The organism is Victivallis vadensis, assembly GCF_003096415.1.
GTDB lineage: Bacteria > Verrucomicrobiota > Lentisphaeria > Victivallales > Victivallaceae > Victivallis > Victivallis vadensis.
Window position 1 is genome coordinate 137,410 of sequence record NZ_QEKH01000010.1, and the last position, 19,848, is coordinate 157,257.

At 59.9% G+C, this 19,848-nt stretch carries 21 protein-coding genes and 1 pseudogene; 13 read left to right on the top strand and 9 right to left on the bottom strand.

What is annotated here, in order from left to right; all coding sequences use genetic code 11:
- Nucleotides 1–373: 373 nt before the first annotated feature.
- Nucleotides 374–1,450: a substrate-binding domain-containing protein gene (locus tag C8D82_RS07840; RefSeq protein ID WP_116883717.1), complete on the bottom strand. Its 1,077-nt coding sequence runs from the start codon at nucleotides 1,448–1,450 to the stop codon at nucleotides 374–376.
- Between the two features lie 185 nt (nucleotides 1,451–1,635).
- Here C8D82_RS07840 and C8D82_RS07845 point away from each other — a divergent pair, with 185 nt between their 5' ends.
- The 6 genes from C8D82_RS07845 (at nucleotide 1,636) to C8D82_RS07870 (ending at nucleotide 5,916) form a co-directional block, all read left to right on the top strand.
- Nucleotides 1,636–2,013 carry a hypothetical protein gene (locus C8D82_RS07845; protein ID WP_116883718.1) on the top strand — a complete coding sequence of 126 codons (378 nt, stop codon included), beginning with the start codon at nucleotides 1,636–1,638 and terminating at the stop codon, nucleotides 2,011–2,013.
- Between the two features lie 66 nt (nucleotides 2,014–2,079).
- Nucleotides 2,080–2,613 (top strand): hypothetical protein, encoded by a 534-nt coding sequence (locus C8D82_RS07850; RefSeq protein ID WP_116883719.1) that lies wholly within the window; start codon nucleotides 2,080–2,082, stop codon nucleotides 2,611–2,613.
- Nucleotides 2,614–2,721: 108 nt separating this feature from the next.
- On the top strand, nucleotides 2,722–3,732 hold the full coding sequence (locus C8D82_RS07855) for a PSP1 domain-containing protein (RefSeq protein ID WP_116883720.1): 1,011 nt from the start codon (nucleotides 2,722–2,724) through the stop codon (nucleotides 3,730–3,732).
- A complete protein-coding gene (locus tag C8D82_RS07860) occupies nucleotides 3,729–4,652 on the top strand; it encodes a hypothetical protein (protein WP_116883721.1) in 924 nt (307 codons plus the stop codon). Before C8D82_RS07855 ends, C8D82_RS07860 begins: the two co-directional genes overlap by 4 nt.
- Complete coding sequence (locus C8D82_RS07865; RefSeq protein WP_116883722.1) at nucleotides 4,652–5,413, top strand: Nif3-like dinuclear metal center hexameric protein; 762 nt, start codon at nucleotides 4,652–4,654, stop codon at nucleotides 5,411–5,413. The genes C8D82_RS07860 and C8D82_RS07865 overlap by 1 nt, the downstream gene beginning before the upstream one ends.
- 23 nt (nucleotides 5,414–5,436) lie before the next feature.
- The gene (locus C8D82_RS07870; protein ID WP_116883723.1) at nucleotides 5,437–5,916 is read left to right on the top strand and encodes a hypothetical protein; all 480 of its coding nucleotides are present in this window, start codon (nucleotides 5,437–5,439) and stop codon (nucleotides 5,914–5,916) included.
- Here C8D82_RS07870 and C8D82_RS07875 read toward each other — a convergent pair.
- The 3 genes from C8D82_RS07875 to C8D82_RS07885 all read right to left on the bottom strand — a co-directional run bounded on the left by C8D82_RS07875 (nucleotide 5,897) and on the right by C8D82_RS07885 (nucleotide 7,112).
- Entirely contained in the window at nucleotides 5,897–6,127 is a 231-nt protein-coding gene (locus C8D82_RS07875; RefSeq protein WP_116883724.1) for a NifU family protein, read from the bottom strand. The genes C8D82_RS07870 and C8D82_RS07875 overlap by 20 nt on opposite strands.
- Before the next feature lie 114 nt (nucleotides 6,128–6,241).
- Entirely contained in the window at nucleotides 6,242–6,793 is a 552-nt protein-coding gene (locus C8D82_RS07880) for a GNAT family N-acetyltransferase (RefSeq protein ID WP_116883725.1), read from the bottom strand.
- Nucleotides 6,794–6,800: 7 nt separating this feature from the next.
- Entirely contained in the window at nucleotides 6,801–7,112 is a 312-nt protein-coding gene (locus C8D82_RS07885; RefSeq protein ID WP_116883726.1) for an Hpt domain-containing protein, read from the bottom strand.
- Between the two features lie 354 nt (nucleotides 7,113–7,466).
- Between C8D82_RS07885 and C8D82_RS07890 the strand changes: the two genes are divergently transcribed.
- Both C8D82_RS07890 and C8D82_RS07895 read left to right on the top strand, forming a co-directional pair.
- The gene (locus tag C8D82_RS07890) at nucleotides 7,467–8,885 is read left to right on the top strand and encodes a hypothetical protein (protein ID WP_116883727.1); all 1,419 of its coding nucleotides are present in this window, start codon (nucleotides 7,467–7,469) and stop codon (nucleotides 8,883–8,885) included.
- Nucleotides 8,885–9,181, top strand: a complete 297-nt coding sequence (locus tag C8D82_RS07895) for a hypothetical protein (RefSeq protein ID WP_116883728.1) — start codon at nucleotides 8,885–8,887, stop codon at nucleotides 9,179–9,181. Before C8D82_RS07890 ends, C8D82_RS07895 begins: the two co-directional genes overlap by 1 nt.
- 138 nt (nucleotides 9,182–9,319) lie before the next feature.
- Here C8D82_RS07895 and C8D82_RS07900 read toward each other — a convergent pair whose 3' ends face one another.
- The 3 genes from C8D82_RS07900 to guaB form a co-directional block, all read right to left on the bottom strand.
- Nucleotides 9,320–10,195, bottom strand: a complete 876-nt coding sequence (locus C8D82_RS07900; protein ID WP_116883729.1) for a GIN domain-containing protein — start codon at nucleotides 10,193–10,195, stop codon at nucleotides 9,320–9,322.
- Nucleotides 10,196–10,379: 184 nt separating this feature from the next.
- Nucleotides 10,380–11,033, bottom strand: a complete 654-nt coding sequence (locus tag C8D82_RS07905; RefSeq protein ID WP_116883730.1) for an OmpH/Skp family outer membrane protein — start codon at nucleotides 11,031–11,033, stop codon at nucleotides 10,380–10,382.
- A 14-nt stretch (nucleotides 11,034–11,047) separates the two neighbouring features.
- Nucleotides 11,048–12,541, bottom strand: coding sequence for an IMP dehydrogenase (guaB, locus tag C8D82_RS07910; protein WP_147836105.1), 1,494 nt, complete (start codon nucleotides 12,539–12,541; stop codon nucleotides 11,048–11,050).
- A gap of 27 nt (nucleotides 12,542–12,568) precedes the next feature.
- Here guaB and C8D82_RS21140 point away from each other — a divergent pair, with 27 nt between their 5' ends.
- Nucleotides 12,569–12,748 (top strand): hypothetical protein, encoded by a 180-nt coding sequence (locus tag C8D82_RS21140; RefSeq protein WP_165832919.1) that lies wholly within the window; start codon nucleotides 12,569–12,571, stop codon nucleotides 12,746–12,748.
- A gap of 19 nt (nucleotides 12,749–12,767) precedes the next feature.
- Here the strand turns inward: C8D82_RS21140 and C8D82_RS07915 are convergent, their stop codons facing one another.
- Together C8D82_RS07915 and C8D82_RS07920 are read right to left on the bottom strand one after the other, a co-directional pair.
- Nucleotides 12,768–14,120: a S41 family peptidase gene (locus C8D82_RS07915; protein ID WP_116883731.1), complete on the bottom strand. Its 1,353-nt coding sequence runs from the start codon at nucleotides 14,118–14,120 to the stop codon at nucleotides 12,768–12,770.
- 96 nt (nucleotides 14,121–14,216) lie between these two features.
- Nucleotides 14,217–15,368: a hypothetical protein gene (locus C8D82_RS07920; protein WP_133245109.1), complete on the bottom strand. Its 1,152-nt coding sequence runs from the start codon at nucleotides 15,366–15,368 to the stop codon at nucleotides 14,217–14,219.
- A gap of 136 nt (nucleotides 15,369–15,504) precedes the next feature.
- On the opposite strand from C8D82_RS07920, the gene C8D82_RS07925 reads away from it, so the two are divergent.
- The 4 genes and pseudogenes from C8D82_RS07925 to C8D82_RS22290 all read left to right on the top strand — a co-directional run.
- Nucleotides 15,505–17,154 (top strand): diphosphate--fructose-6-phosphate 1-phosphotransferase, encoded by a 1,650-nt coding sequence (locus C8D82_RS07925; RefSeq protein ID WP_116883733.1) that lies wholly within the window; start codon nucleotides 15,505–15,507, stop codon nucleotides 17,152–17,154.
- Between the two features lie 51 nt (nucleotides 17,155–17,205).
- A complete protein-coding gene (gene gatC / locus C8D82_RS07930) occupies nucleotides 17,206–17,511 on the top strand; it encodes an Asp-tRNA(Asn)/Glu-tRNA(Gln) amidotransferase subunit GatC (RefSeq protein ID WP_116883734.1) in 306 nt (101 codons plus the stop codon).
- Between the two features lies 1 nt (nucleotide 17,512).
- Entirely contained in the window at nucleotides 17,513–18,961 is a 1,449-nt protein-coding gene (gene gatA / locus C8D82_RS07935; RefSeq protein ID WP_116883735.1) for an Asp-tRNA(Asn)/Glu-tRNA(Gln) amidotransferase subunit GatA, read from the top strand.
- Nucleotides 18,962–19,201: 240 nt separating this feature from the next.
- Nucleotides 19,202–19,474: pseudogene (locus tag C8D82_RS22290) on the top strand (MFS transporter); the annotation flags it as partial.
- Nucleotides 19,475–19,848 lie beyond the last annotated feature (374 nt).

A 19,848-nucleotide genomic window follows, 5' to 3' on the forward strand; every position in this document is an offset into this window, starting at 1 on the left:
GGAAAGACAACTTCACGTTTTTGCTCCGGCTTGCCGCTTGCAGGGCATTGGCAAAGGCATGAGAGCTTGCCGGAAGTATGTGAAAGGTTAAGGTTGTCTGGTACGGGGAGAGACGCGGCGCAAGTCGCCGCTTTTTCTTCCCCGGACCCCTCTCTTTCACGCAGAGCGGGAACGAGGGGGCGGGGGAGCAGAGCTCCCCGGCGGGATAAGCAGGAGGAACGCAGTGACGACGCACATCCCGTTACTTGGCGGCGGCACCTTGCCGCCTCTCTTTTACGCAGAGCAGTATATGGAAAGAGATTGTATATTTGACAAGTTTTAATAACGAGTAATTCAATTAATGTAAAATAGTTTTTCATGCGATACCTCCTGTTCAGTTTTTCTTCTTCTTATCGGGCGTCAGGTCGCGTACGGAGCTGCGTTCGATCAGGATCGGTTTGACCCGGATGTCGATCAGAAAATCCTTGCGCGTTCCGGACAGCAGTTCATGGATCGCCGCCACCAGCCGCCGGGCGCACTCCTCATTGTGTCCGTCGATCGTGGTCAGCGGCGGGGTGAAATAAGTGGAGTTGAGCGCATTGCCGTAGCCGATGACGCTGACGTCGCCGGGAATGGAAAGCCCGGCTTCAGTCAGGGCGGCGAATGCTCCCTGCGTGGATTCGTCGCTGACTACGAAAAGAGCGGTGAAATCGCAGCCGGATTTCTGCAGGTGAGCGGCAAGCGCGTCGTGGGCGCGGGTCATCGAGAAATCGCCGGGGTGGATGTCGCAGTCGATCACGGTCGCCTCTGCGCCGAACAACCGGGCGGTGTCGACGAAACCGCCGACGCGTTTGCGTACATCCTGATTATGAGGTTCGGAGGGAAGCACTGCGAGTTTCCGGTGCCCTTTTTTAAGCAGGCAGGCGGCGGCGAGCATTCCGCCGTATTCCCCGCCGGCGCTGACCGAATGGATCGACGCGCACGCGAGATCGTACCAGAGCATCACCGTCGGGGTTTCGAGCGCGGCGACCCGGCGCAGTTCCTCACGACTGAGCCGGGAGCCGCTCCAGTGCACGATGTTCAGGTCGGCGGTGCTGTTTTCGAGCAGGGAGGGTATGTCCTGCTGATAGTCGTAAAGCACGATGGTAAAATCATAACACAGGCCGAAAGCGGCCAATTCGGAGCGCAGGGAGTTGGCGATCCGTTTCTGGCTTTCGCTGGGCCAGTCGGGCTGGAAAAGGGTGATGCGGCGCCGCGCTCCGCTCTGGAGCACAAAGATGCCGCTCTGGGCGCGGGTTTCGATCGCTCCGCGCTTTTCAAGCTGTTTCAAAGCGGCGTTGACGACGCGGCTGCTGACGCCGTACCGCAGCACCAGTTGCCGCGCGGAGTAGAAACGGCTGCCGGGAGTGAAGTTCAGCAGTTCCCGGTCGAGTTGTTCGTAAAGTTGTTCGGCACGTTGTTGCAGCAGCATAAGGATGCTTTCAGTTATATGTTGTCTTGAATATATTATGATTAATGTAATCAGTTACATCAAGTTTTGTAATCAGTTTTTTGGAAAAAATCCGGTTTTTTGCGGAAGGGGATGACAAAACGGAAAAAGGCGGTTACATTATAGAACATCAACTGTGGAAGAAATGATCCGGAAAGGGTGGAAGAATGAAAATCCGGTTGGGAATACTGTGTGCACTGGTGTTGTTCGGCGCGACCGGATGCAGCACATTCCGGGCGCTTTTTGACGAGACGCCGGAGGAGACGGCCGCAAAACAGGCGAAGGCGAAGCAGGCGGCGGATGCCGGGGAAGAGTGGGAGGACCCGGTGGCAAAGCTGCTGAAGCCGAAACGGAGCAAACCGGCGCCGCTGACGGTGACTTCGTCGTTGAGCGCAGAGGAAAAGGCGCTGGTGGAGTCCGAAATGGGGCTGGGCGTTCAGGCGCGGGACGAGGAGAAAGCGGTGCGCGATCGCATGAAGAGGGATTCGGAAACCTATGAGGACTGGGTATTCGGAGGCAATCCCCTGAAAAATAAAGAAAGATAAAAAATCCGCCGGAGAGGATCCGTCAAACCGCCTGTTTTTTAATTTTAATTCTTGGGAGATTTTTTTATGCCGGAATTCAGTCGCTCACTGCTCGCCCAGGCTGCGGCGCTCACTGTCGTCGACACCGCCCGCTCCGCCGGGCTTCTTGAGCGTCCCCTCGCTGTCGACCCGGTTCTGGCAGAGGCGGAAAAAGAGCTGTTTTTCAAGATGTTCGAGCAGGTTGCCGACCGCCGCAGGCGCAATCTTCACGAACTTTCCAGCGATGAAGTCTCATCGTTGTTCACATTCGTTTTCGCCCGCGCCGCCGAAGCCGCCACCAACCTTGCCAACCGGCAGCCGAACCGGTTTGAAACGCTCGGCATGTTCGACGGCAAGGTTCCGTTGAATGCCGACGAACGGCTGGTCGGGTATTTCAAGAAGCTCACTTTCCCGACCGATTGCGCGCGGGCCTACTGGGAGTGGTATCAGCGCGACGCGGAGAGCCTGCCGCTGCGCGGCACCGATCCGATTCTGCCGCTTTTCGAGGCCCTGAAATGGACCTTCCGCATCTCGTGCCACATCGCGGTGGAAAAGCTCGAAGCGGATGGTTTCCGTTTCTGATCTTCCGGCGTTTGCAATCGGCGGAAATTCCTGCTATATTGTAAAATAGAGAATTTCAGGATCGAATCCGGCGTCCCTCCGGCGCGATAACATATTTGGAGATGTTTCATGGACCAGTTCTTCGCCGTCAAACTCGACAACGGCAGTTCGGTGGAAATCAAGGCACAGGCTGAACTCGGCCTCAAGCCGCATGATTTGTGTATTTTCCGCCGCGAATTTTATACCGACATGGGGGAAATCGCCCGGGAACTGGAAAAGGCCGCTCCCGTGAACGGGCAGGGGGAGATTCCGGTAGCCCAGCGCAAAGCGGAGCCGGCCGATCTTTCCACCGCCAACGACAACGATATGCGCGCGCGCTCCGCGCTGCGGACCGCGCATACCCTGGTCGAAAACCTCGGCCTGGGCATGAAGCTCCTGAACGCCCATTATTCTCTGGACGGCAAACTGGTCACGATCCAGTTCAGCGCCGACGGGCGGGTGGATTTCCGGGAGCTGGTCAAGGAGCTTTCGCGGGCGCTCTGCACCCGGATCGAACTGCGCCAGATCGGCGTCCGTGACGAAACTTCCATTTACGGCGGAATCGCGGTCTGCGGACAGCAGCTCTGCTGTCGCCGTTTCCTGAAGGAGTTCAATTCGATCAACGTGAAAATGGCGAAGGAGCAGGATCTTTCGCTGACTCCCGCGACCATCTCCGGCGCCTGCGGCCGGCTGAAGTGCTGTTTGAAGTACGAGCACGAGGGCTATCAGGAGCTGGAAAAGGGGATGCCCAAGCGCGGCGAATGGTGCGACACTCCCCAGGGGCGCGGCCGGATCTGCGACCGCAACCTGCTGACCCGCAAGGTTTCCGTGCAGTTGGAAAGCGGAAATGTGAGCTGGTTCCTGCGCGACGAGATCACGATCCAGGCCGGGGAGCGCGGGCCGCGCAACGGCGGGGGAAACAATGGCGGCAACCGCCGCAATAATGACAACCGCCAGAACCGGACGGCCGGAGAACAGCAGGGAAAGCCGGGAAACAGCAACCGCGGCGATCGCAACCGTCCGCCGCGCAATAACCGCAACGGGGGCGGCAGTGGAGACTCTGCTGGCGGAAACGGCAAAGAGCCGGAGAAAGGCGAATGAGTTTTCCGGAAGCAGAATTGGCGCGCGGCGTCGAACTGGACGGAGCCGGTTTTCTTCCCCGCCGCGGCGAAAGTGCGGAGCAGTTCTTTCGGCGGGTTGAGACGATTCTCGGGATTCACCGTGAGTTCGAGGCGGAACTGGCGGCGGCCGGGGAAGTCGGCGTGTATGGCTTGCAGCTGCGTTCGCAGGACCGGATCCCGGATGAAATCATCGGAGAAGCGGAAGAGGTGACGGATCGATTGTACAGCTTTCGGACCCGGCATGTTCCGGGTTTTTTTCTGTCGCGCGACGTGGGGCTGCTGTGGGGCGGCTGTATGATCTGCGACCCCGACCATCCGCTGTCGGTGTTCCTGATCCGCGGCGCATTCCGCAAACGGCAGCGCTGGCTTTTCTACAACCGCCGTGAACTGCTCGCCCATGAGCTTTGCCACTCAATGCGGCAATCGCTGGAGGAGATCACGCTGGAGGAGTATTTCGCCTACCAGACCAGTCCGAGCCGGCTGCGCCGCTATCTGGGCAACTGCTTCATCCGGGAGTATGACGCGATCTGGTTTGTGATTCCGGCGCTGCTGCTGCTGCTGGCGCAGGTGGCGCAGTCTTTCTGGTTGCCGGGGCTGCCGGTGTGGCCGTTCTGGCCGGTGGCGCTGGCGTATCCGGCTTTCCTGTTGATCCGCAATGGGATTTCGCGGCGGCTGGTGAAGCGGGCGGCAAAGAAACTGGCTGCGTTCGGCGTGGAAAAGCCGTCGGCGGTGCTGTTCCGGCTGGACCGCGGGGAAATCCGGCGGATCGGAGCGATGGAGCGGCCCGGAGAGTTTGAACAATATGCGGCGGAACGGAAAGAGAGCGATTTTCGCTGGGCGATTCTGTGCGCCCGGTTCCTGACCGGAAACCCGCCGCCGGAACCTGAGGAGAGTCATTGATGAAAAGAGACGATCTTGTCGCCTGGCTGGACCGTGAACTCGACCTGTCCGCCTATCGTTCTGACCATTCGAACAACGGCCTTCAGGTGGAGGGGGCGCAGGAGGTGACGCGGGCGCTTTTTGCGGTCGACGGCTGTCTGGCGACTTTCCGGCTCGCGGCGGAACGCGGCGCGGACTTCATCTTCGTGCACCACGGCATCAGCTGGGGCGGCGAACCGCGCCGCTTCACCGGCGTGACCGCGGAACGGCTGCGGACTCTGTTCGGGAGTGGAATCAACCTTTACGCCGCGCACCTGCCGCTGGACGCCAATCCGGTGTTCGGCAACAACGCGGAGCTCTGCCGGCTGGCCGGCCTCGGAAAACGGATCCCCTACTGCCGGTACGACGGGGTGGACATCGGTTTTATCGGAGAATTTGAAGCGCCGGTCACCGCGACGGAGCTGAAAACGCGGTTTGAAAAAGAGCTGAAATGCGCCGCGCAGCTGCTGGGCGCACCGGATCGCCCGCAGGGGAAAGCGGCGGTGGTTTCCGGCGGCGGCGGGCTGGACGCGCTGGAACAGGCGGCTGCCGCCGGGGTGAAGTTCCTGCTGACGGGCGAGCTGACGCATGTGATGTACCATTACGCGCTGGAGCTGGATATGACGGTGCTGGCGCTGGGGCATTACGCGTCGGAGACGACCGGGCCGCGCGCGCTGATGGAACGGATCGGGCGCGAGTTCGGGATCGAAACTCTGTTTGCGGAATTGCCGACAGGATTGTGAACGGAAAACGGAGAATACGGAAAATGATCGGAAAGTTTTGTCTGGCGGCACTCTGCCTGACGGCGGCGCTTCTGTTTTACGGCTGCGCGCCGACGGTGACGGTCAATGGGGAAACCTTTGAGGCGCTGACTCCCCGGGAGGAAAAGGACCTGGTGCTGATTGCGCGCGCCGCACTGAAGCGGTCGCCGAAGGCGGTCGGCCTGCAGGAACTTCGGGCGATTGAGGATACCGAACCTGAGGTGGAGATCAATTATTACGGCGACCGGACCGGCGATGCGAAGGTCACATGGACTTTACCGGACCACCGCCGCACCGTCCAGTTCCGGGGGCAGTTGCTGACGGATCACATGGTCGTGCAGACGTATACCGTTCAGCTTTACGACGGAATCATCGATTACAGCAAGGGAAAACCCGTCCTCCGCCGCGAACCCTCGCAGCCGAAGACGGGTTCCGATCCGGGGAACAACTCCCTGGAGGACCTGCTCAGATCACCCGCTCGATAACGATTTCGGGATCGATCTCTTCACGCAGAATCCGCTCGAGGCCGCCCTTGATGGTCATGGCCGCGTGCGGGCAGCCGCCGCAGGCGCCCTGCAGCTTGAGCTTCACGGTTTTTCCTTCGATCGCGACGATTTCGAGGTCGCCGCCGTCGGCCTGCAGGTGGACGCGGAGCGATTCGAGCCGTTCGGTGATTTTTTTGGTCAATTCATCCATTGTTCTTTCTCCTTGCGTAATTGTCCTTGGTATGACAAGTTTTTCAATGATGCGGACAACCGTCCGGAAACCACGGCTGCCTTTCAGGTATTATATTGACTTTTTACCGTTTTTTCAAGTGCCGGGCCGTTTATTTTCCGAAAACTCCGGGAAACGGCGCACCATCAGCAGGCAGTCATGCCATGCTCCTTCGTGGAATTCATGATGCTCAAGCAGCCTTTCCCGCCGGAAACCGGCTGCACTGTAGCACCGGATCGCCCGGAGATTTTCCACGCGGGGATCGAGCTGGAGCGAAGTGATGCCGCCGCTTTCGGACAGCTCACCGACGAGCCGGTCGAGAATCGCCCGCCCCCACCCTTTCCCCCATAAACCGGGTTCGCCGATAAAAAGATCGACTCCGAACCGGCCCGGTTCAGGCGGTTCCGGGTAATACTGCAGATAACCGGCGGGAGAATCGCCAAGCTCGATCAGGTTGCGCCGGATGTCGTCTTTACTGAAATATTCGGCCAGAAGTTGCTCGCGGGTGAATTTCCGGTCGCGCCCTTCGTAAAATTCAAGAACGGCCGGGTCGTGGAGCCATTTCAGCAGCAGCGGCAGGTCGGCGCGCTTCAGGGGGCGGAACCGGACAGCAGCCTTGTTCGGTGAGGTGCCGGTGCAGTACTCCATATTGAAGTTAGTCCAGATTCCGCACTTCTTCGCAAAGGAGCGCGTAGGAACGCCGGGCGGCGGACAGGTCGCGGCGATGGGCGGCCTGATTGATTTCACCGGCGCGCTTCAGAATTGATATGGCGCCGACATTGGAGGAGCATCCCATCATGGAGTGGGTGACCGCGCGGATTTTCAGGATGTCCTCGTCATTGATGGCGGCTCCGAGTTCCCGGACATGGCGCTCAAGGGTCTGGCAGTAGGTGTCCAGCACCATTACGGCGTTGTCTCCGGTGATCTCGAAATTTTCCCTCAAATGATCCAGAATCGCGCTTTTCATAACGGGCTCAACCTCTGCTGTCAAACGTTTTGCTAAAATTAACACGCCTTGCCCGTATTGTCAACCCCCAACTTCATCGAAAGGTATTTTTTTCATTGTTTTCTTTTATATTGATGATTTAAGCTCGATTGTATGGAGAATTGCTAAAGAATTTCAGCGCGATAGCATCGACGGGGCAGGGAACAGCGGCAAAAGCACTTGATTTCGGGGCGGTATCCCATCGGTTGAGCAGAGCCGGCGGTTTATTCTGCGGAAGGAACCCCGGAGGCGGCAGGGCCGACGAGCTGAAAAGTTGACAAAAGTTCTTTTTAAAAACGCCGGCAGGACCCGGCAGCAACAAAAGGAGCTTTTGTGATGGACGAGAATTTCGAACACCTGTTTCACCGCCGCCACCGCCTGCATCAGGCCAATCGGGAAGTATGGGAACGGAGCCGGGCCGCTTATTCCGGCGGCAGCGATTATATCCGGACCGCGCTGATCCGGCATGTTTCCGAAATCGAACTGGAATTTGCAGAACGGCTGCACCGGGCCTATTACTTCAATTATCCGCGCAAACTGGCCCGGCTGATTACCCAGTTTGTGCTGTCGGTGGAGCCGCAGCGGGATGGAGCTGAACCGGAACTGGTCGAGGATTTTTCCCGTTCCGGGTTGCGTGCCAACGAGGTGATGCGCCAGTTTTCGACGCTGCTGAATGTGTACGGCGGTGCGGCGCTGACGGTCGAGATGCCGTTCTTCGAAGGGGAGGTCGATTGCGAACGCCGCCGCCGGGAGCGAATCCGTCCTGCGGTCAAGGCCTATTCGCCGTTGGAGATTCCGGACTGGAGCTTCGGAACGGATGGCGAACTGGACTGGATTCTGTTTGAGGAACCTGACATCGTCGACCATGGCCCCTTCGCCCCGAGCACGACGGTGCTGCGCCGCCGGCTGCTGACCCGGACCGAATCAATGGTGTTCGAGCGGGAACAGGGGACCGGGGTGATCCGGCTGGTCGGCCGTTCCGCGCACAATCTCGGTACGGTTCCGGCGGTCTACCTGGTCGAGCCGGACGGTTTCGGCCTGAAATCCCGGCACTACTTTGAGGACGTGGTGCGGATCAGCGATGCGATCCTGAACAATGAATCCGAAGCGCAGATGAATGTGGTCAAACAGATGTTCGGCCTGCTGGTGATTTCCGACAGCTTCGCGCGGGGCGCGCGGACTTCGACCGCGGCTCCGGGAGGGGAGCCGGAGAAGTTCAGCCATGTGCTCGCCCGCTCCGCCGCACTGTGGGAGAGTCCGGAGGAGCGCGGCATCAGCCGTTACATCTCGCCGTCCGGTGCGGATACCGCTTCGATCCGTGCGGAAAACGACGCATTGAAGCGCGAGTTGTTCGACGTGGTCGGCATGGCGCTGGTGACACCGTCCCGCGACGCCCAGACCGCCGAATCCAAGGCCTGGGATTATCATCAGGTCAAGCAGTTCCTTTCCTGCCGTGCCGACATGCTCGAACAGGCCGAGTTGAAATGCTGGCAGCTGATGGCCAGATACGATGCCGCGATCCCGGTGCCGGAGATTGCCTACAACCGGGAATTCGCGGTGGCCGACCTGAAATCCTCCATCGAGTCACTGGTGGAATTGAAACGGTTCTCCGGTGGCGCCGCTTACCGCCGCGAGGTCGCCCGCACAGCGCTGTTCCTGCTGGAAAAGGTGCGCAAGATCGATCCGGTCCGGCGCAAGGCGGTCCTGAAGGAGATCGAGAGCTGGCAGCTGCGCAACAGTGAGGAGGAGCGGTGATGTTCGAGGAAAAATTCACCGAATTCGTAACGCTGCATTCACGGCGCGCCCCGCTGTCGGATAACGAAGCCGCCGTGGTCCGGCATTCCTGCCGCGCCGTGGCCGCCGGGACGGAGAGCTGGTCCGCCGACCGGAGCGTGACCACATCGCTGGTGTTCCTGCTGCGCGGCGACAGCCCGGAGCCGCATATCGGCGACGGCCTCGAATACCGGGGAATCCGTTACGAACTGGGGGCCGTCACGCCCTGCCGCGATGTCGGAGGTCGCCTCCACGCCTGGCGCTGTGTGACCATGTAAGCGGGATTTCGCCTTTGGCGGGCAGAGGCGGAGCGCCTTGCTTGCCGAAGGCGAAATCCCGTCTCTTTCTGTGCAGTTTTGCGTTACGCGTGGGAGTATTCACGCTCGAGCCGCCGTCGGTCATGGATTCGGGAGGAATCAGCCCCGCTTGACCCGCGAGGAGTTGGAGGTGCGGAAATCGACGTTTTCCACCGGCCCCGAATACTTCACCGTCGAGCTGCCCGATACATCGCCGGAGAGCTTTTCGGAAGCCTCGATCTTGACCCGGCTGGCACCGGAAACCTGCAATTCGGCGCGCTGCGCGGCAGCGACGCTCAGTTTCGAAGCACCCGCCACTTCGGCGTCGAGCCGCCTGATTTTTCCCGGATATTCGGCGCTGCTCGCATCGGTGATCTTCAGGTCGGCGCGGGAGCTGGCCGCCCGGCAGTCCGCCTGCGAGGAACCCGTGACTTTCAGTTTGAATTCATCCAGCTCGCCATCGGAAATCAGCAGCCGGCAGCGATCCGCAATTTTACAGGTGAAATTATTGCCGCGTGCATTCTCGATCACAATGGAGTTCGGCCCGGTTCCCTTGACCTGTTCCGGCAGGCTTTTCGTCTTGATTTCGATGGTCATCGGCAAAGACGGCTGTTTCTTTCCGGTATAACGGATCAGCAGTCCGCCACGGACGTGCTCGACTTTCACAAACTCCAGCAGGCTGTTTTCGGTGGTTACCCGGCAGTAGTTTTCGGAAGCGTTGCATTCCAGCTTCAGCTGCCAGCAGCCGGCAATCGAAAGCTGTGAAAGCGTATCAAAGTGATAAAGGTGCGAACTGACCTCGGCACCGGCAAACCGGTCTTTCTTCACACACGGCACCGGAACTGCCGTTTCTTCGGTTTCCGCGGGGGAAAGCGCTCCGCCATCCGGCACAGCAGCCTCACTCTCCTCCTTACGGCGGGTGCCGAGCCAGTAGCCTCCGATCAGCGCCGCCACAATCAGAACCAGAATCACCAGACTGAATTCACCTGTGCACATGGATTACCTCCCGCTTTCATTTCCCGCACTATAATAACAATATACAACTGAAACGCAATTCCCCCAAGGTTGCGAACCGTTTTTTCATTGAAAATTAACAATTCACGCCGCGTGCAGGTTTTCTGAAGTGGGAATTTCGCCTTTGGCGGCCAAAGGCGAAATTCCTGATATCGAATGTGAAGGATTATTTCAACAGATCGGTTGCCGGGGGAGTCTCGCGCCTGGCGGAGGCGGGGGCGGGAACCGTGCGGGAGCGGTTCAGCTCCGTGATCACCTGAGAAGTCAGGTCATCCAGCTCAGGGAAGAGCAGGACGGCAGGCTGTTCGCTCAGGGTTTTGCTGGAGGAATCCAGTACGAAATCATAGCCTTCGGCAGTTGCCCGGCGTTGGATTTCCTTTTTGATATCCGCGATGATTCCTTCGCGTTTGGCTTGGACGATCTTGCGCATTTCGGTGTTGCGCTGATTCATATAAAGCTCGATATCGGCTTCTTTTTCCGCGACCTGCCGGGTTTTCTTCTCGGCGTTTTTGCGGCTTTCGGCCCGTTCGGCTTCGGAAAGGGCGATGTTGTCCATATTGATCCGGGCGGTACGGGCCTCTTCCTTGAGGGTGCGCAGCTCTTCGTTGAGGCGCATCATGGAATTGCGGAATACTTCGGCCTGTTGTTTGATCGCATCTTCGGCGATCCGGCTTTTATAGTATTCCTGAAACACCTTCTCAAGATTGACGACGGCGAACCGCTGCGGCCTGCCTTTGGCGGGCTGCTTTTCCGCGGAGAACGCGGGAAGCGCCGCCATTGCCAGCAGGAGCGCCGCCAGGATCATTCTGAACTGTTTCATCTGCCGGAGGCCCTTTATTTTCCTGAATAGTTCGGGGCGTCCTTGACCATGGTCACGTCGTGCGGATGCGCTTCGCGCAGGCCGGCGGCGGTGACCCGGACCATTTTGGCGCGGTCCTGAAATTCGGAAAGGGTGCGGGCGCCGCAGTAACCGAAGGAGTACCGCAGACCGCCGACGAACTGGATGATCACGTTGCGGACCGCGCCGCGGAACGGAACCATGCCCTCGATGCCCTGCGGCACCAGCTCGGCATCGTCCTCGACATCGTCCTGACCGTAGCGTTCGCGGCTGCCCTTGCCGGTTTTCATCGCGGCGAGGCTGCCCATGCCGCGATAGATCACATAGCTGCGGCCCTGGTGGAGCACCACTTCGCCGGTGCTTTCGGAGGTGCCGGCCAGCGCGGAACCCATCATTACGCAAGAGGCTCCAACCGCCAGCGCCTTGGCCACGTCGCCGGACTGCTTGATGCCGCCGTCGGCAATCACCGGCAGGTCGCGCGGGACCGATTTGGCGACCTCATAAACGGCGGTCACCTGCGGCACGCCGACGCCGGCGACCACGCGGGTGGTGCAGATTGAGCCGGGGCCGATACCGACCTTGATGCCGTCCACGCCCGCATCGGCCAGCGCTTTGGCGGCTTCGGCGGTCGCGATGTTGCCGGCGATCACGTCGACGCGGTCGCCATAGGTTTTCTTCAACAGTTTCACGGTGTCGATCACGCCTTTGGAGTGGCCGTGGGCGGTGTCGAGCACCAGCACATCGACGCCGGCGTTGATCAGGGCTTCGGCGCGGGCTTCGTCATAGGGGCCGATGCCGGCGGCGGCGCGCAGCTGGTGGCGGTCGTCGCGGTTGTAGTCGGGCTCTTCCTTTTCGATCAGGGTCTTCACGTCCAGAAAACTGTAAAGGCCGGTCAATTTGCCTTCGGAGTTCACCATGGGCAGCTTGCCGACCTTGTGCTCGACCATCATCTTGTACGCCTGAAGCATCGAGATGGAGTCTTTCGCGACAACCGGTTCCTTGGTCATCACGTCGCGGATGCGGATGTTGTAGTCGGAGAGGAACTTGAAATCGCGGCTGGTGATGATGCCGACCAGTTTGCCGTTGTCGTCCACGATCGGGAAGCCGGAAAAGGAGTATTTCTTCACGCGCTTCTCATTCATCATTTCGGCGACGGTCTGCTCCGGATGGAAGGTCACGGGGGTGCGGATGATCCCGTTCAGGTAATATTTGACCTTGCGGACTTCGTCGGCCTGACGCTCGATGGAGAGATTCTTGTGGATTACGCCGATGCCGCCGAGACGGGCCATCGCGATCGCCATGTCGCTCTCGGTGACCGTATCCATCGCCGCGCTGACGAAAGGAATATTGAGTTTGACGTTCCGCGAAAATTTGCTGGAAACATCCGCGTCGTGAGGCAGGAAGTCCGCATACTGAGTCACCAGCGAAATGTCGTCGAATGTCAGTCCCTCGAACGGGAACGCGGCCATGAATTGATCGATGTAGCGCATGATAGAAGTCCTCAATCAGTAATTTGAATGAAATTTTACTGTGTAATATACACCTTGTCAAGTCGAATTTCAACTGAAAATGAGCAAGATTATCCGGCGATTGCAAAAAAAAGTCAGGAATTTTCTGATAACGGCGGAAAGGGAGAAATTGCCGCACCTGAGAAACACGTTCCCCATGCATGGACGATTAATAACTCCGGTTCATAAGTTTTTGCATAGAAAAAACTTATGAGCCGTACCCGGCGCCGGCACCTTGCCGGTCGGGGGGGCCGGGGAGCGAAGCGCCCCCGGCCGCCGAAGGCATGTCCTGAGCGGGAACGGGAGGCGGGGTGAGAAGCTCCAGGGCTTTTTCGAGCTGAATGTCACGGATTGCGCCTTTTTCTTCGGGCTGGATTTCACCGGGGTGGTTGCGGCTTTGTTCAGAGAGGCGGAAGATTTCGCCGGGGGAGAGACGGACTTCGACGTCGGGGGTGAGGCCGCGCCGTTCGATCACATGGTCGAGGGGGGTGTGGTAGCGGGCGTTGGCGTAGCGGAGAGCGCCGCCGTTCGGAAGTTTCACGATGCGCAGCAAAGTTCCCTTGCCGAAGGTGCGCATACCGACAAGGCGGGCACGCTTGTGGTCCTGCAGGGCCCCGGAGAAGAGTTCGGAGCTGCTGGCGGTGAATGGGCTGGTCAGGATTACGACGGGGAGTTCGAGTTCGCGCGGCTGATCACTGGTGGAACGGATTTCATGAGTCTGGCGGCCGTGACGGTCGCGGGTGCGCAGGATCAGTTCGTTTTCCGGGAGGAAAATCGAGGCGATTTCGACGGCGCTGCCGACGAGGCCGCCGGGGTTGTTTCGCAGGTCGAGGATCAGCCCGTCGAGCTTTTGAGCCTTGAGTTTCCGCAACGCGGCGCGGAATTCTTCGGGAGTATGGCCGGTGAAACTTTCGATCTTGATATAGCCGATATGGCCGGGCAGGCGCCTGACCGCGTCGGCGGGAATCGACGGGCGCACGATCATCGCGCGGGTCAGCCGGATGGCCAGCGGCTCCGCCGCGGCGTCGCGGGAGTACTTCAGTTCCACTTCGCTGCCTTCCTTCCCGCGGGTCAGGTTCAAACACTCCTGCATCGGGAGCCGGGCGGTGGGCTTGCCGCCGATTTCCACGATCCGGTCGCCGGGACGCAGGCCTCCCTTTTGCGCGGGCGAGCCGGGCATTACGCCGGTGATGAGCAGAGGCTGGTTGGCGGATTTGACCACTTCGACTCCGATGCCGACCAGTTCGCCGGTACGCTTGGAATCGTTTTCGGTGAATTGCGTCGGCGGTTCGTAGCCGGAATAGGGATCAAGCTCTCCGGCAAGTCCGGTCAGCGCGTTTTCAAGCAGTCTGGCGTCGGTGGCGCGGTCGGGATCGACGTAATTTTTGCGCAGGATTTCCATTGCCAGTGCGAATACCGCCGCGTCGGAATAGGTTTTGTCGCTGATTTCGACCTGCTCCGCTTCGGGAGCCGGCGGAGGTGCGGGAACCGGAGCGGCGCTATGGCAGCCGGCCGTCGCCAATGTGACCGACAGAACAGTGAAAAACAGAAACCGGAACATCCTCGACTCCTCCCTGTTGAATGCGATTGATCCTACGGCAATATAGCGGACTTCGGCGGATATGTCCAGCCGGAAGCGGGAGGGATTCGGAATTATTTACCGGAAAACTCTGATATACAGTCTGTTCTTTTCTGGAATCGGGTAGATGAAATAATGCGGGTCGCCCCATCCGGGCCGAGGCTCCTGCAGTTCAGCCGGCTCCAACTGCGGAGGAATGGCAATGGGCGAAAGCTGTTCATTGAATTTCATGCGGCGCAGTTTAGCCTGACTTTCGGCGAAACGGAGAATGTCGCCGCTGAAAACATAGATGGTTCCGCCGAATCTTCCGCCCGGACGGATGGTGGACATCGCCTGAAGCCGGACCGAACTGTCCGTTTTGCCGAAGTCGGCGGAAAAATGGGTGTCGGGATTGTTATGGCTGAGGCCCCGGTATCCGTATGCCGTAAAAGCAATGCACATCACTCCCCATGCAACCGGCCAGCCGAAACGCCGGAGCAACAGAAAAGGCATCGGAGCGACAATCCAGAGGTTGAGTGCAACCGCCGGTAGCAGAATCAGCAGCCAGTTGCCGGAGAACTGATACCGGGTCCCCGTTTCCACCGCGTAAAGGAAATCGGCGTGATTCAGCCAGACAGCAGACCAGAAAAGGATTGCTCCGGCCAGAATGAAGCTGTAACGCCGCCGCAGTTCCTGCAGGTTTTCCGGCTTGCCGGCATTGAGCTGCCGGTTGAACAGCCACCGGGCGAGTACCGCACCTCCGAAAAGCAGCGGAAGCCAGAGAAACAAATGCAGCAGGGCGATCGCGACGGGGGCTCCTTTGCGGGAGTAATGATAGGGTTCGAGCCGGTAAATCAGGTCGAGGCAGTTCCACGCAGTCAGGCCGTTCAGAATTACAAAGGAAAAACAAAGCCCGGAAAAGCGCAGAGGTGATCCCGGCAGATGCAGTATGGCGTCAAACTGTCGGAACGCCGCGAAAAGCATGACGGCAATTGCCGCAATAATCTGCAGAAAAAGCGTATGCAAAGACGCGGCGGGATTCAGAATCCGGCGGCGCATTGCGGGAAACAACCACAGAAAAGCGGTACAGAACAAAACCTCCGCAGTAAGCAGGCCGACAAACCCGCCCTCCGGCAGGCGGCCTGTACCGTTGAGAAAAAGAAGCCCGAACAGCCAGAGGGCAGGAGCGAGGAAAATGCCGGAACGCTCACATTTTCCCATTGGTTGTTCCGGTTTGAACAGTGATTTCATATACGGTGTTCTCCTTAATCCTGAAATATAGTTTCCCGGTACGCAATTTCCAACTTGATAAATGGAGATTTCCGGATTATTTTATATAGACTGTATATTCCCAAATCATATAATTCAACATACAGGAATGATTGCAATGAGTATCTCTCCGCTGCAGAAGGCGCGCGCCGCCTACGCCCCGAAACTCCCGCCCGCGCTGGCCAACGGCGCTCTGGTCAAGGTCACCGAAGGCGCTCCGACCACCGCGGTCGCCGACGTCGAAAAGGTGCGGGAAATTTTCAAGACCACCTTCGGCAGCCCCGTGCTGACCTTCGAGGCCGGCGAAAAAGGCGAAGCCCGTCCGCTGACGGTCGGCGTGATCCTCTCCGGCGGCCAGGCCCCCGGCGGCCACAACGTGATCGCCGGCCTCTATGACGGCATCAAGTCGATCAACCCATCCAGCCGGCTCTTCGGTTTCCTGAAGGGGCCTGACGGTCTGGTGAAGGACGAGTACATGGAGCTGACCGATTCGATCATCGACGCCTACCGCAACACCGGCGGCTTCGACATGATCGGCTCCGGCCGCACCAAGCTCGAAACCGACGAGCAGTTCGAGCTGGCCCGCAAGCACTGCGAAGTGCTCGGCATCACCGCGCTGGTGATCATCGGCGGCGACGACTCCAACACCAACGCCTGCATGCTGGCCGAATATTTCAAGAGCCATAACGTCGGGATTCAGGTGGTCGGCTGCCCGAAGACCATCGACGGTGACCTGAAGAACGAGTGGATCGAAGCGAGCTTCGGCTTCGACACCGCCTGCCGCGTTTACAGCGAACTGATCGGCAACATCGGCCGCGACGCGAACTCCGCGAAGAAGTACTGGCACTTCATCAAGCTGATGGGCCGTTCCGCCTCCCATATCGCGCTGGAGTGCGCGCTGCAGACCCAGCCGAACATCGCGATCATCTCCGAGGAGGTCGCCGCGAAGAAGATGACCCTCGCCCAGATCGTCGAGGAGATGGCGGTCGTGGTCGCCGCCCGCGCCAAAGCCGGGATGAACTTCGGCGTCGCGCTGATTCCGGAAGGGCTGATCGAATTCGTGCCGGAAATCAAGGTGCTGATCGCCGAGCTGAACGACCTGCTGGCCGCCAACGCCGCCAAAGTTGACGCGATGGAAAAGGCCGACAAGGTCGCATTCGCCAACGCGAACCTCTCTGCCGAATCCGCGAAGGTGTTCAGTTCACTGCCGACCGGCATCCAGATGCAGCTCTGCAACGACCGCGACCCGCACGGCAACGTGCAGGTTTCGCTGATCGAAACCGAAAAGATGCTCGCCGAAATGGTCGGCACCCGCCTGAAGCAGATGAAGAGCGAAGGCGCCTATGACGGCAAGTTCTCCACGCAGGTTCACTTCTTCGGCTACGAAGGGCGCTGCGCCGCTCCGTCGAACTACGACGCCGACTACTGCTACAGCCTCGGCTACAACGCCGCGGCGCTGATCGGCGCGGGCAAGACCGGTTATATGTCCAGCGTGCGCAATACGATGCTCCCGGCCTCCAAGTGGATCGCCGGCGGTATTCCGATCACGATGATGATGAACATCGAACGGCGTCACGGTCACGACAAGCCGGTGATCAAAAAGGCGCTGGTCGAGCTGGACGGCGCTCCGTTCAAGTTCTTCGCGGCGCACCGCGCGGAATGGGCGAAGGAAACCGCCTACGTCTATCCCGGCCCGATCCAGTACTTCGGCCCCGCCGAAGTCTGCGACCTCGTGACCCGGACGCTCGAACTCGAACAGGGCAAGTAATTCGACCAACTGCCGCCGCCGGTTTTCCGGCGGCGGCCCGGTGAGGACAGGATGGAAAAACCGCAAATCGATATCAAATACGTCGCGGCGCTCGCCCGGCTGGAGATCCGGCCGGAACAGGCGGAGCGTCTGCAGAACGACCTGCAGAACATCGTCGAATACATCAATGAACTCGGCGAACTCGACCTTACCGGGGTGGAGCCGACCGCGCACGCGGCCGCGCTCTCGAATGTCTGGCGCGAGGATGAAGCCGGTACGCCGTTCGACCGCGACCGGATGCTTGCCAATGCGCCGGCGCTGATGAACGGCGATCTGATCCGGGTGCCGCAGGTGCTGCCCGGGGAAGGGATGAACTGAAATGGCTGAACTCAACCTCGTAAACCGTCCGATCCACGAGCTGGCGGCCGGACTGGCCGCGAAGGAGTTTTCCGCCGCGGAGCTGGTCGCCGCCTATGCGGACCGGGTCGCCGCCAAAGACGGCGAAATCAAAGCGTTCCTGAAACTCGACCGCGAACAGGCGCTCAAGGCGGCGGAGGCCGCCGACGCGCGCCGTGCCGCCGGCAAGCCGCTCAGCGACTACGACGGTATTCCGGTCGGCATCAAGGATTGCATCGTCGCGGAAGGGGAGACCTGCTCGTGCGCGTCGAAAATTCTTGCGCCGGTGAAATCCCCCTATGACTCCACTGCCGTCGCCCGGCTCCGGGCCCAGGGGTTCATCCCCTTCGGCCGGTTGAACATGGATGAATTCGCGATGGGTTCCAGTTGCGAAAACAGCGCGTTCCAGAAGACCGCCAACCCCTGCGACGTCAGCCGGGTTCCCGGCGGTTCCTCAGGCGGTTCGGCGGCGTGTGTCGCGGCGAGTTTCGCCCCGGCCGCGCTTGGCTCGGACACCGGCGGTTCGATCCGCCAGCCCGCCGCTTTCTGCGGCATCGTCGGGCTCAAGCCGACCTACGGGCGGGTTTCGCGTTACGGACTCGTGGCGTTTGCGTCCAGCCTCGACCAGATCGGCCCGATGACCCATGACGCGCTCGACGCGGGCATCCTGCTCGACGCGATCGCGGGCGGCGACCCGATGGACTCCACCTCGCTGCCGAATCCGGCGGGCGGCTTCGCGGATGCGGTCCGCAATTCCTCAGGTTCGCTCAAGGGGATGAAGATCGGCTTGCCGAAGGAGTATTTCACCGGCTCCGGCCTCGCTTCCGGCGTCGAAACAATCACGCAGCAGGCGATTGAAAAGGTCCGCTCCCTCGGCGCTGAACTCGTCGAAGTTTCGCTGCCCCACACCAGATACGCCGTCGCCGTCTACTATATCATCGCGACCGCCGAAGCCAGCGCCAACCTCGCGCGTTTCGACGGCATCCGCTACGGCGACCGCAAGGAGGGACGCGACCTTGTGGATACTTACTTCAAGACCCGCGGCGAAGGCTTCGGGGATGAAGTCAAGCGCCGCATCCTGCTCGGCACCTACGTGCTCTCCAGCGGCTACTACGACGCCTATTATCTGCGCGCTCAGAAGGTTCGCACGCTGATCCGCCGCGACTTTGAAGAAGCCTACAAGCGGTGTGACCTGATGCTGACGCCGGTTACGCCGACCGTCGCTTTCAAGTTCGGCGAAAAGACCAGCGATCCGCTGCAGATGTATCTGTCGGATATCTTCACGATCGCATTGAACCTCTCCGGCAACTGCGGCATCAGCGTTCCCGCCGGCAGGGACCCGGAAACCGGAATGCCCGTCGGCATCCAGTTCCTCGCGCCCGCGCTCGACGAAGCGCGCCTGCTCCAGGTTACCGACACTTTCATGCGGTGATCTTTGCCTCCGGCGGCCGGGGGCGCTTCGCCCCCCGACCCCCCCTGCCTTTAAAACGGCAGGCCTCCCCGGTGACTCGCCTCCGGCGGCCGGGGGCGCCTGGTTCCTCTAGACTGGGCAAACAGGAACGAGCAGAAAAGGGAGAAAACCGTGCCGGAGAAGAAAACGAATCCGTGGCTGTGGATTCCGACCGCGTTTTTTGCGGAGGGCGGACCGTATGCGATTGTGGCGACGGTGTCGGTGATCCTGTTCAAATCGCTGGGCATGGACAACCGTGACGTGGGATTGTGGACGAGCCTGATCGCGATGCCGTGGGCGTTCAAGCCGCTGTGGACGCCGGTGCTGGACCTGTTCGGAACCAAGCGGCTGTGGGCGATCGGGATGCAGTTGCTGATGGCGGTGATCTTCACGGCTTCGGCGGGCCTGATCCTGTCGGACAAACTGACCTGGCTGCTGATCGGAGCATTTTTCCTGCTGGCGTTTGCTTCCGCGACGCACGACGCGGCGGTGGACGGCTTCTACCTGATCGCACTGGATTCGCACGAACAGTCGTTTTTCGCCGGAATCCGGGGAACGTTCTACCGGATCGCTTCGGTGCTGGTGCAGGGAGGATTGGTGATGCTGGCGGGAGTGATCGAACACCGCTCCGGTTCGGTGAAAACGGGCTGGTGCGTGGCGCTGGCGCTGGCGGCGGCGGTGATGGCGCTGATCGCGCTGTGGCACTTTGCGGCGATGCCGAAAGCGGCCGGTGACCGGCCGGCCTGCAGCGGCAACGGACTGGCGGAATTTTTTGTTATTGTCCCAAATTTTGTGAAACACACTTGTAGTTTCCAACGCCGATAACGACGTTGCCGATAATTTGCATACGTTTTTGCCAGTAGTCCTCC

Excerpts from the sequence above, each read along its gene's own strand:
- C8D82_RS07840 (WP_116883717.1), bottom strand. The coding sequence starts at position 1,450 with ATGCTGCTGCAACAACGTGCCGAACAACTTTACGAACAACTCGACCGG.
- C8D82_RS07845 (WP_116883718.1), top strand. The coding sequence starts at position 1,636 with ATGAAAATCCGGTTGGGAATACTGTGTGCACTGGTGTTGTTCGGCGCG.
- C8D82_RS07850 (WP_116883719.1), top strand. The coding sequence starts at position 2,080 with ATGCCGGAATTCAGTCGCTCACTGCTCGCCCAGGCTGCGGCGCTCACT.
- C8D82_RS07855 (WP_116883720.1), top strand. The coding sequence starts at position 2,722 with ATGGACCAGTTCTTCGCCGTCAAACTCGACAACGGCAGTTCGGTGGAA.
- C8D82_RS07860 (WP_116883721.1), top strand. The coding sequence starts at position 3,729 with ATGAGTTTTCCGGAAGCAGAATTGGCGCGCGGCGTCGAACTGGACGGA.
- C8D82_RS07865 (WP_116883722.1), top strand. The coding sequence starts at position 4,652 with ATGAAAAGAGACGATCTTGTCGCCTGGCTGGACCGTGAACTCGACCTG.
- C8D82_RS07870 (WP_116883723.1), top strand. The coding sequence starts at position 5,437 with ATGATCGGAAAGTTTTGTCTGGCGGCACTCTGCCTGACGGCGGCGCTT.
- C8D82_RS07875 (WP_116883724.1), bottom strand. The coding sequence starts at position 6,127 with ATGGATGAATTGACCAAAAAAATCACCGAACGGCTCGAATCGCTCCGC.
- C8D82_RS07880 (WP_116883725.1), bottom strand. The coding sequence starts at position 6,793 with ATGGAGTACTGCACCGGCACCTCACCGAACAAGGCTGCTGTCCGGTTC.
- C8D82_RS07885 (WP_116883726.1), bottom strand. The coding sequence starts at position 7,112 with ATGAAAAGCGCGATTCTGGATCATTTGAGGGAAAATTTCGAGATCACC.
- C8D82_RS07890 (WP_116883727.1), top strand. The coding sequence starts at position 7,467 with ATGGACGAGAATTTCGAACACCTGTTTCACCGCCGCCACCGCCTGCAT.
- C8D82_RS07895 (WP_116883728.1), top strand. The coding sequence starts at position 8,885 with ATGTTCGAGGAAAAATTCACCGAATTCGTAACGCTGCATTCACGGCGC.
- C8D82_RS07900 (WP_116883729.1), bottom strand. The coding sequence starts at position 10,195 with ATGTGCACAGGTGAATTCAGTCTGGTGATTCTGGTTCTGATTGTGGCG.
- C8D82_RS07905 (WP_116883730.1), bottom strand. The coding sequence starts at position 11,033 with ATGAAACAGTTCAGAATGATCCTGGCGGCGCTCCTGCTGGCAATGGCG.
- guaB (WP_147836105.1), bottom strand. The coding sequence starts at position 12,541 with ATGCGCTACATCGATCAATTCATGGCCGCGTTCCCGTTCGAGGGACTG.
- C8D82_RS21140 (WP_165832919.1), top strand. The coding sequence starts at position 12,569 with ATGAAATTTTACTGTGTAATATACACCTTGTCAAGTCGAATTTCAACT.
- C8D82_RS07915 (WP_116883731.1), bottom strand. The coding sequence starts at position 14,120 with ATGTTCCGGTTTCTGTTTTTCACTGTTCTGTCGGTCACATTGGCGACG.
- C8D82_RS07920 (WP_133245109.1), bottom strand. The coding sequence starts at position 15,368 with ATGAAATCACTGTTCAAACCGGAACAACCAATGGGAAAATGTGAGCGT.
- C8D82_RS07925 (WP_116883733.1), top strand. The coding sequence starts at position 15,505 with ATGAGTATCTCTCCGCTGCAGAAGGCGCGCGCCGCCTACGCCCCGAAA.
- gatC (WP_116883734.1), top strand. The coding sequence starts at position 17,206 with ATGGAAAAACCGCAAATCGATATCAAATACGTCGCGGCGCTCGCCCGG.
- gatA (WP_116883735.1), top strand. The coding sequence starts at position 17,513 with ATGGCTGAACTCAACCTCGTAAACCGTCCGATCCACGAGCTGGCGGCC.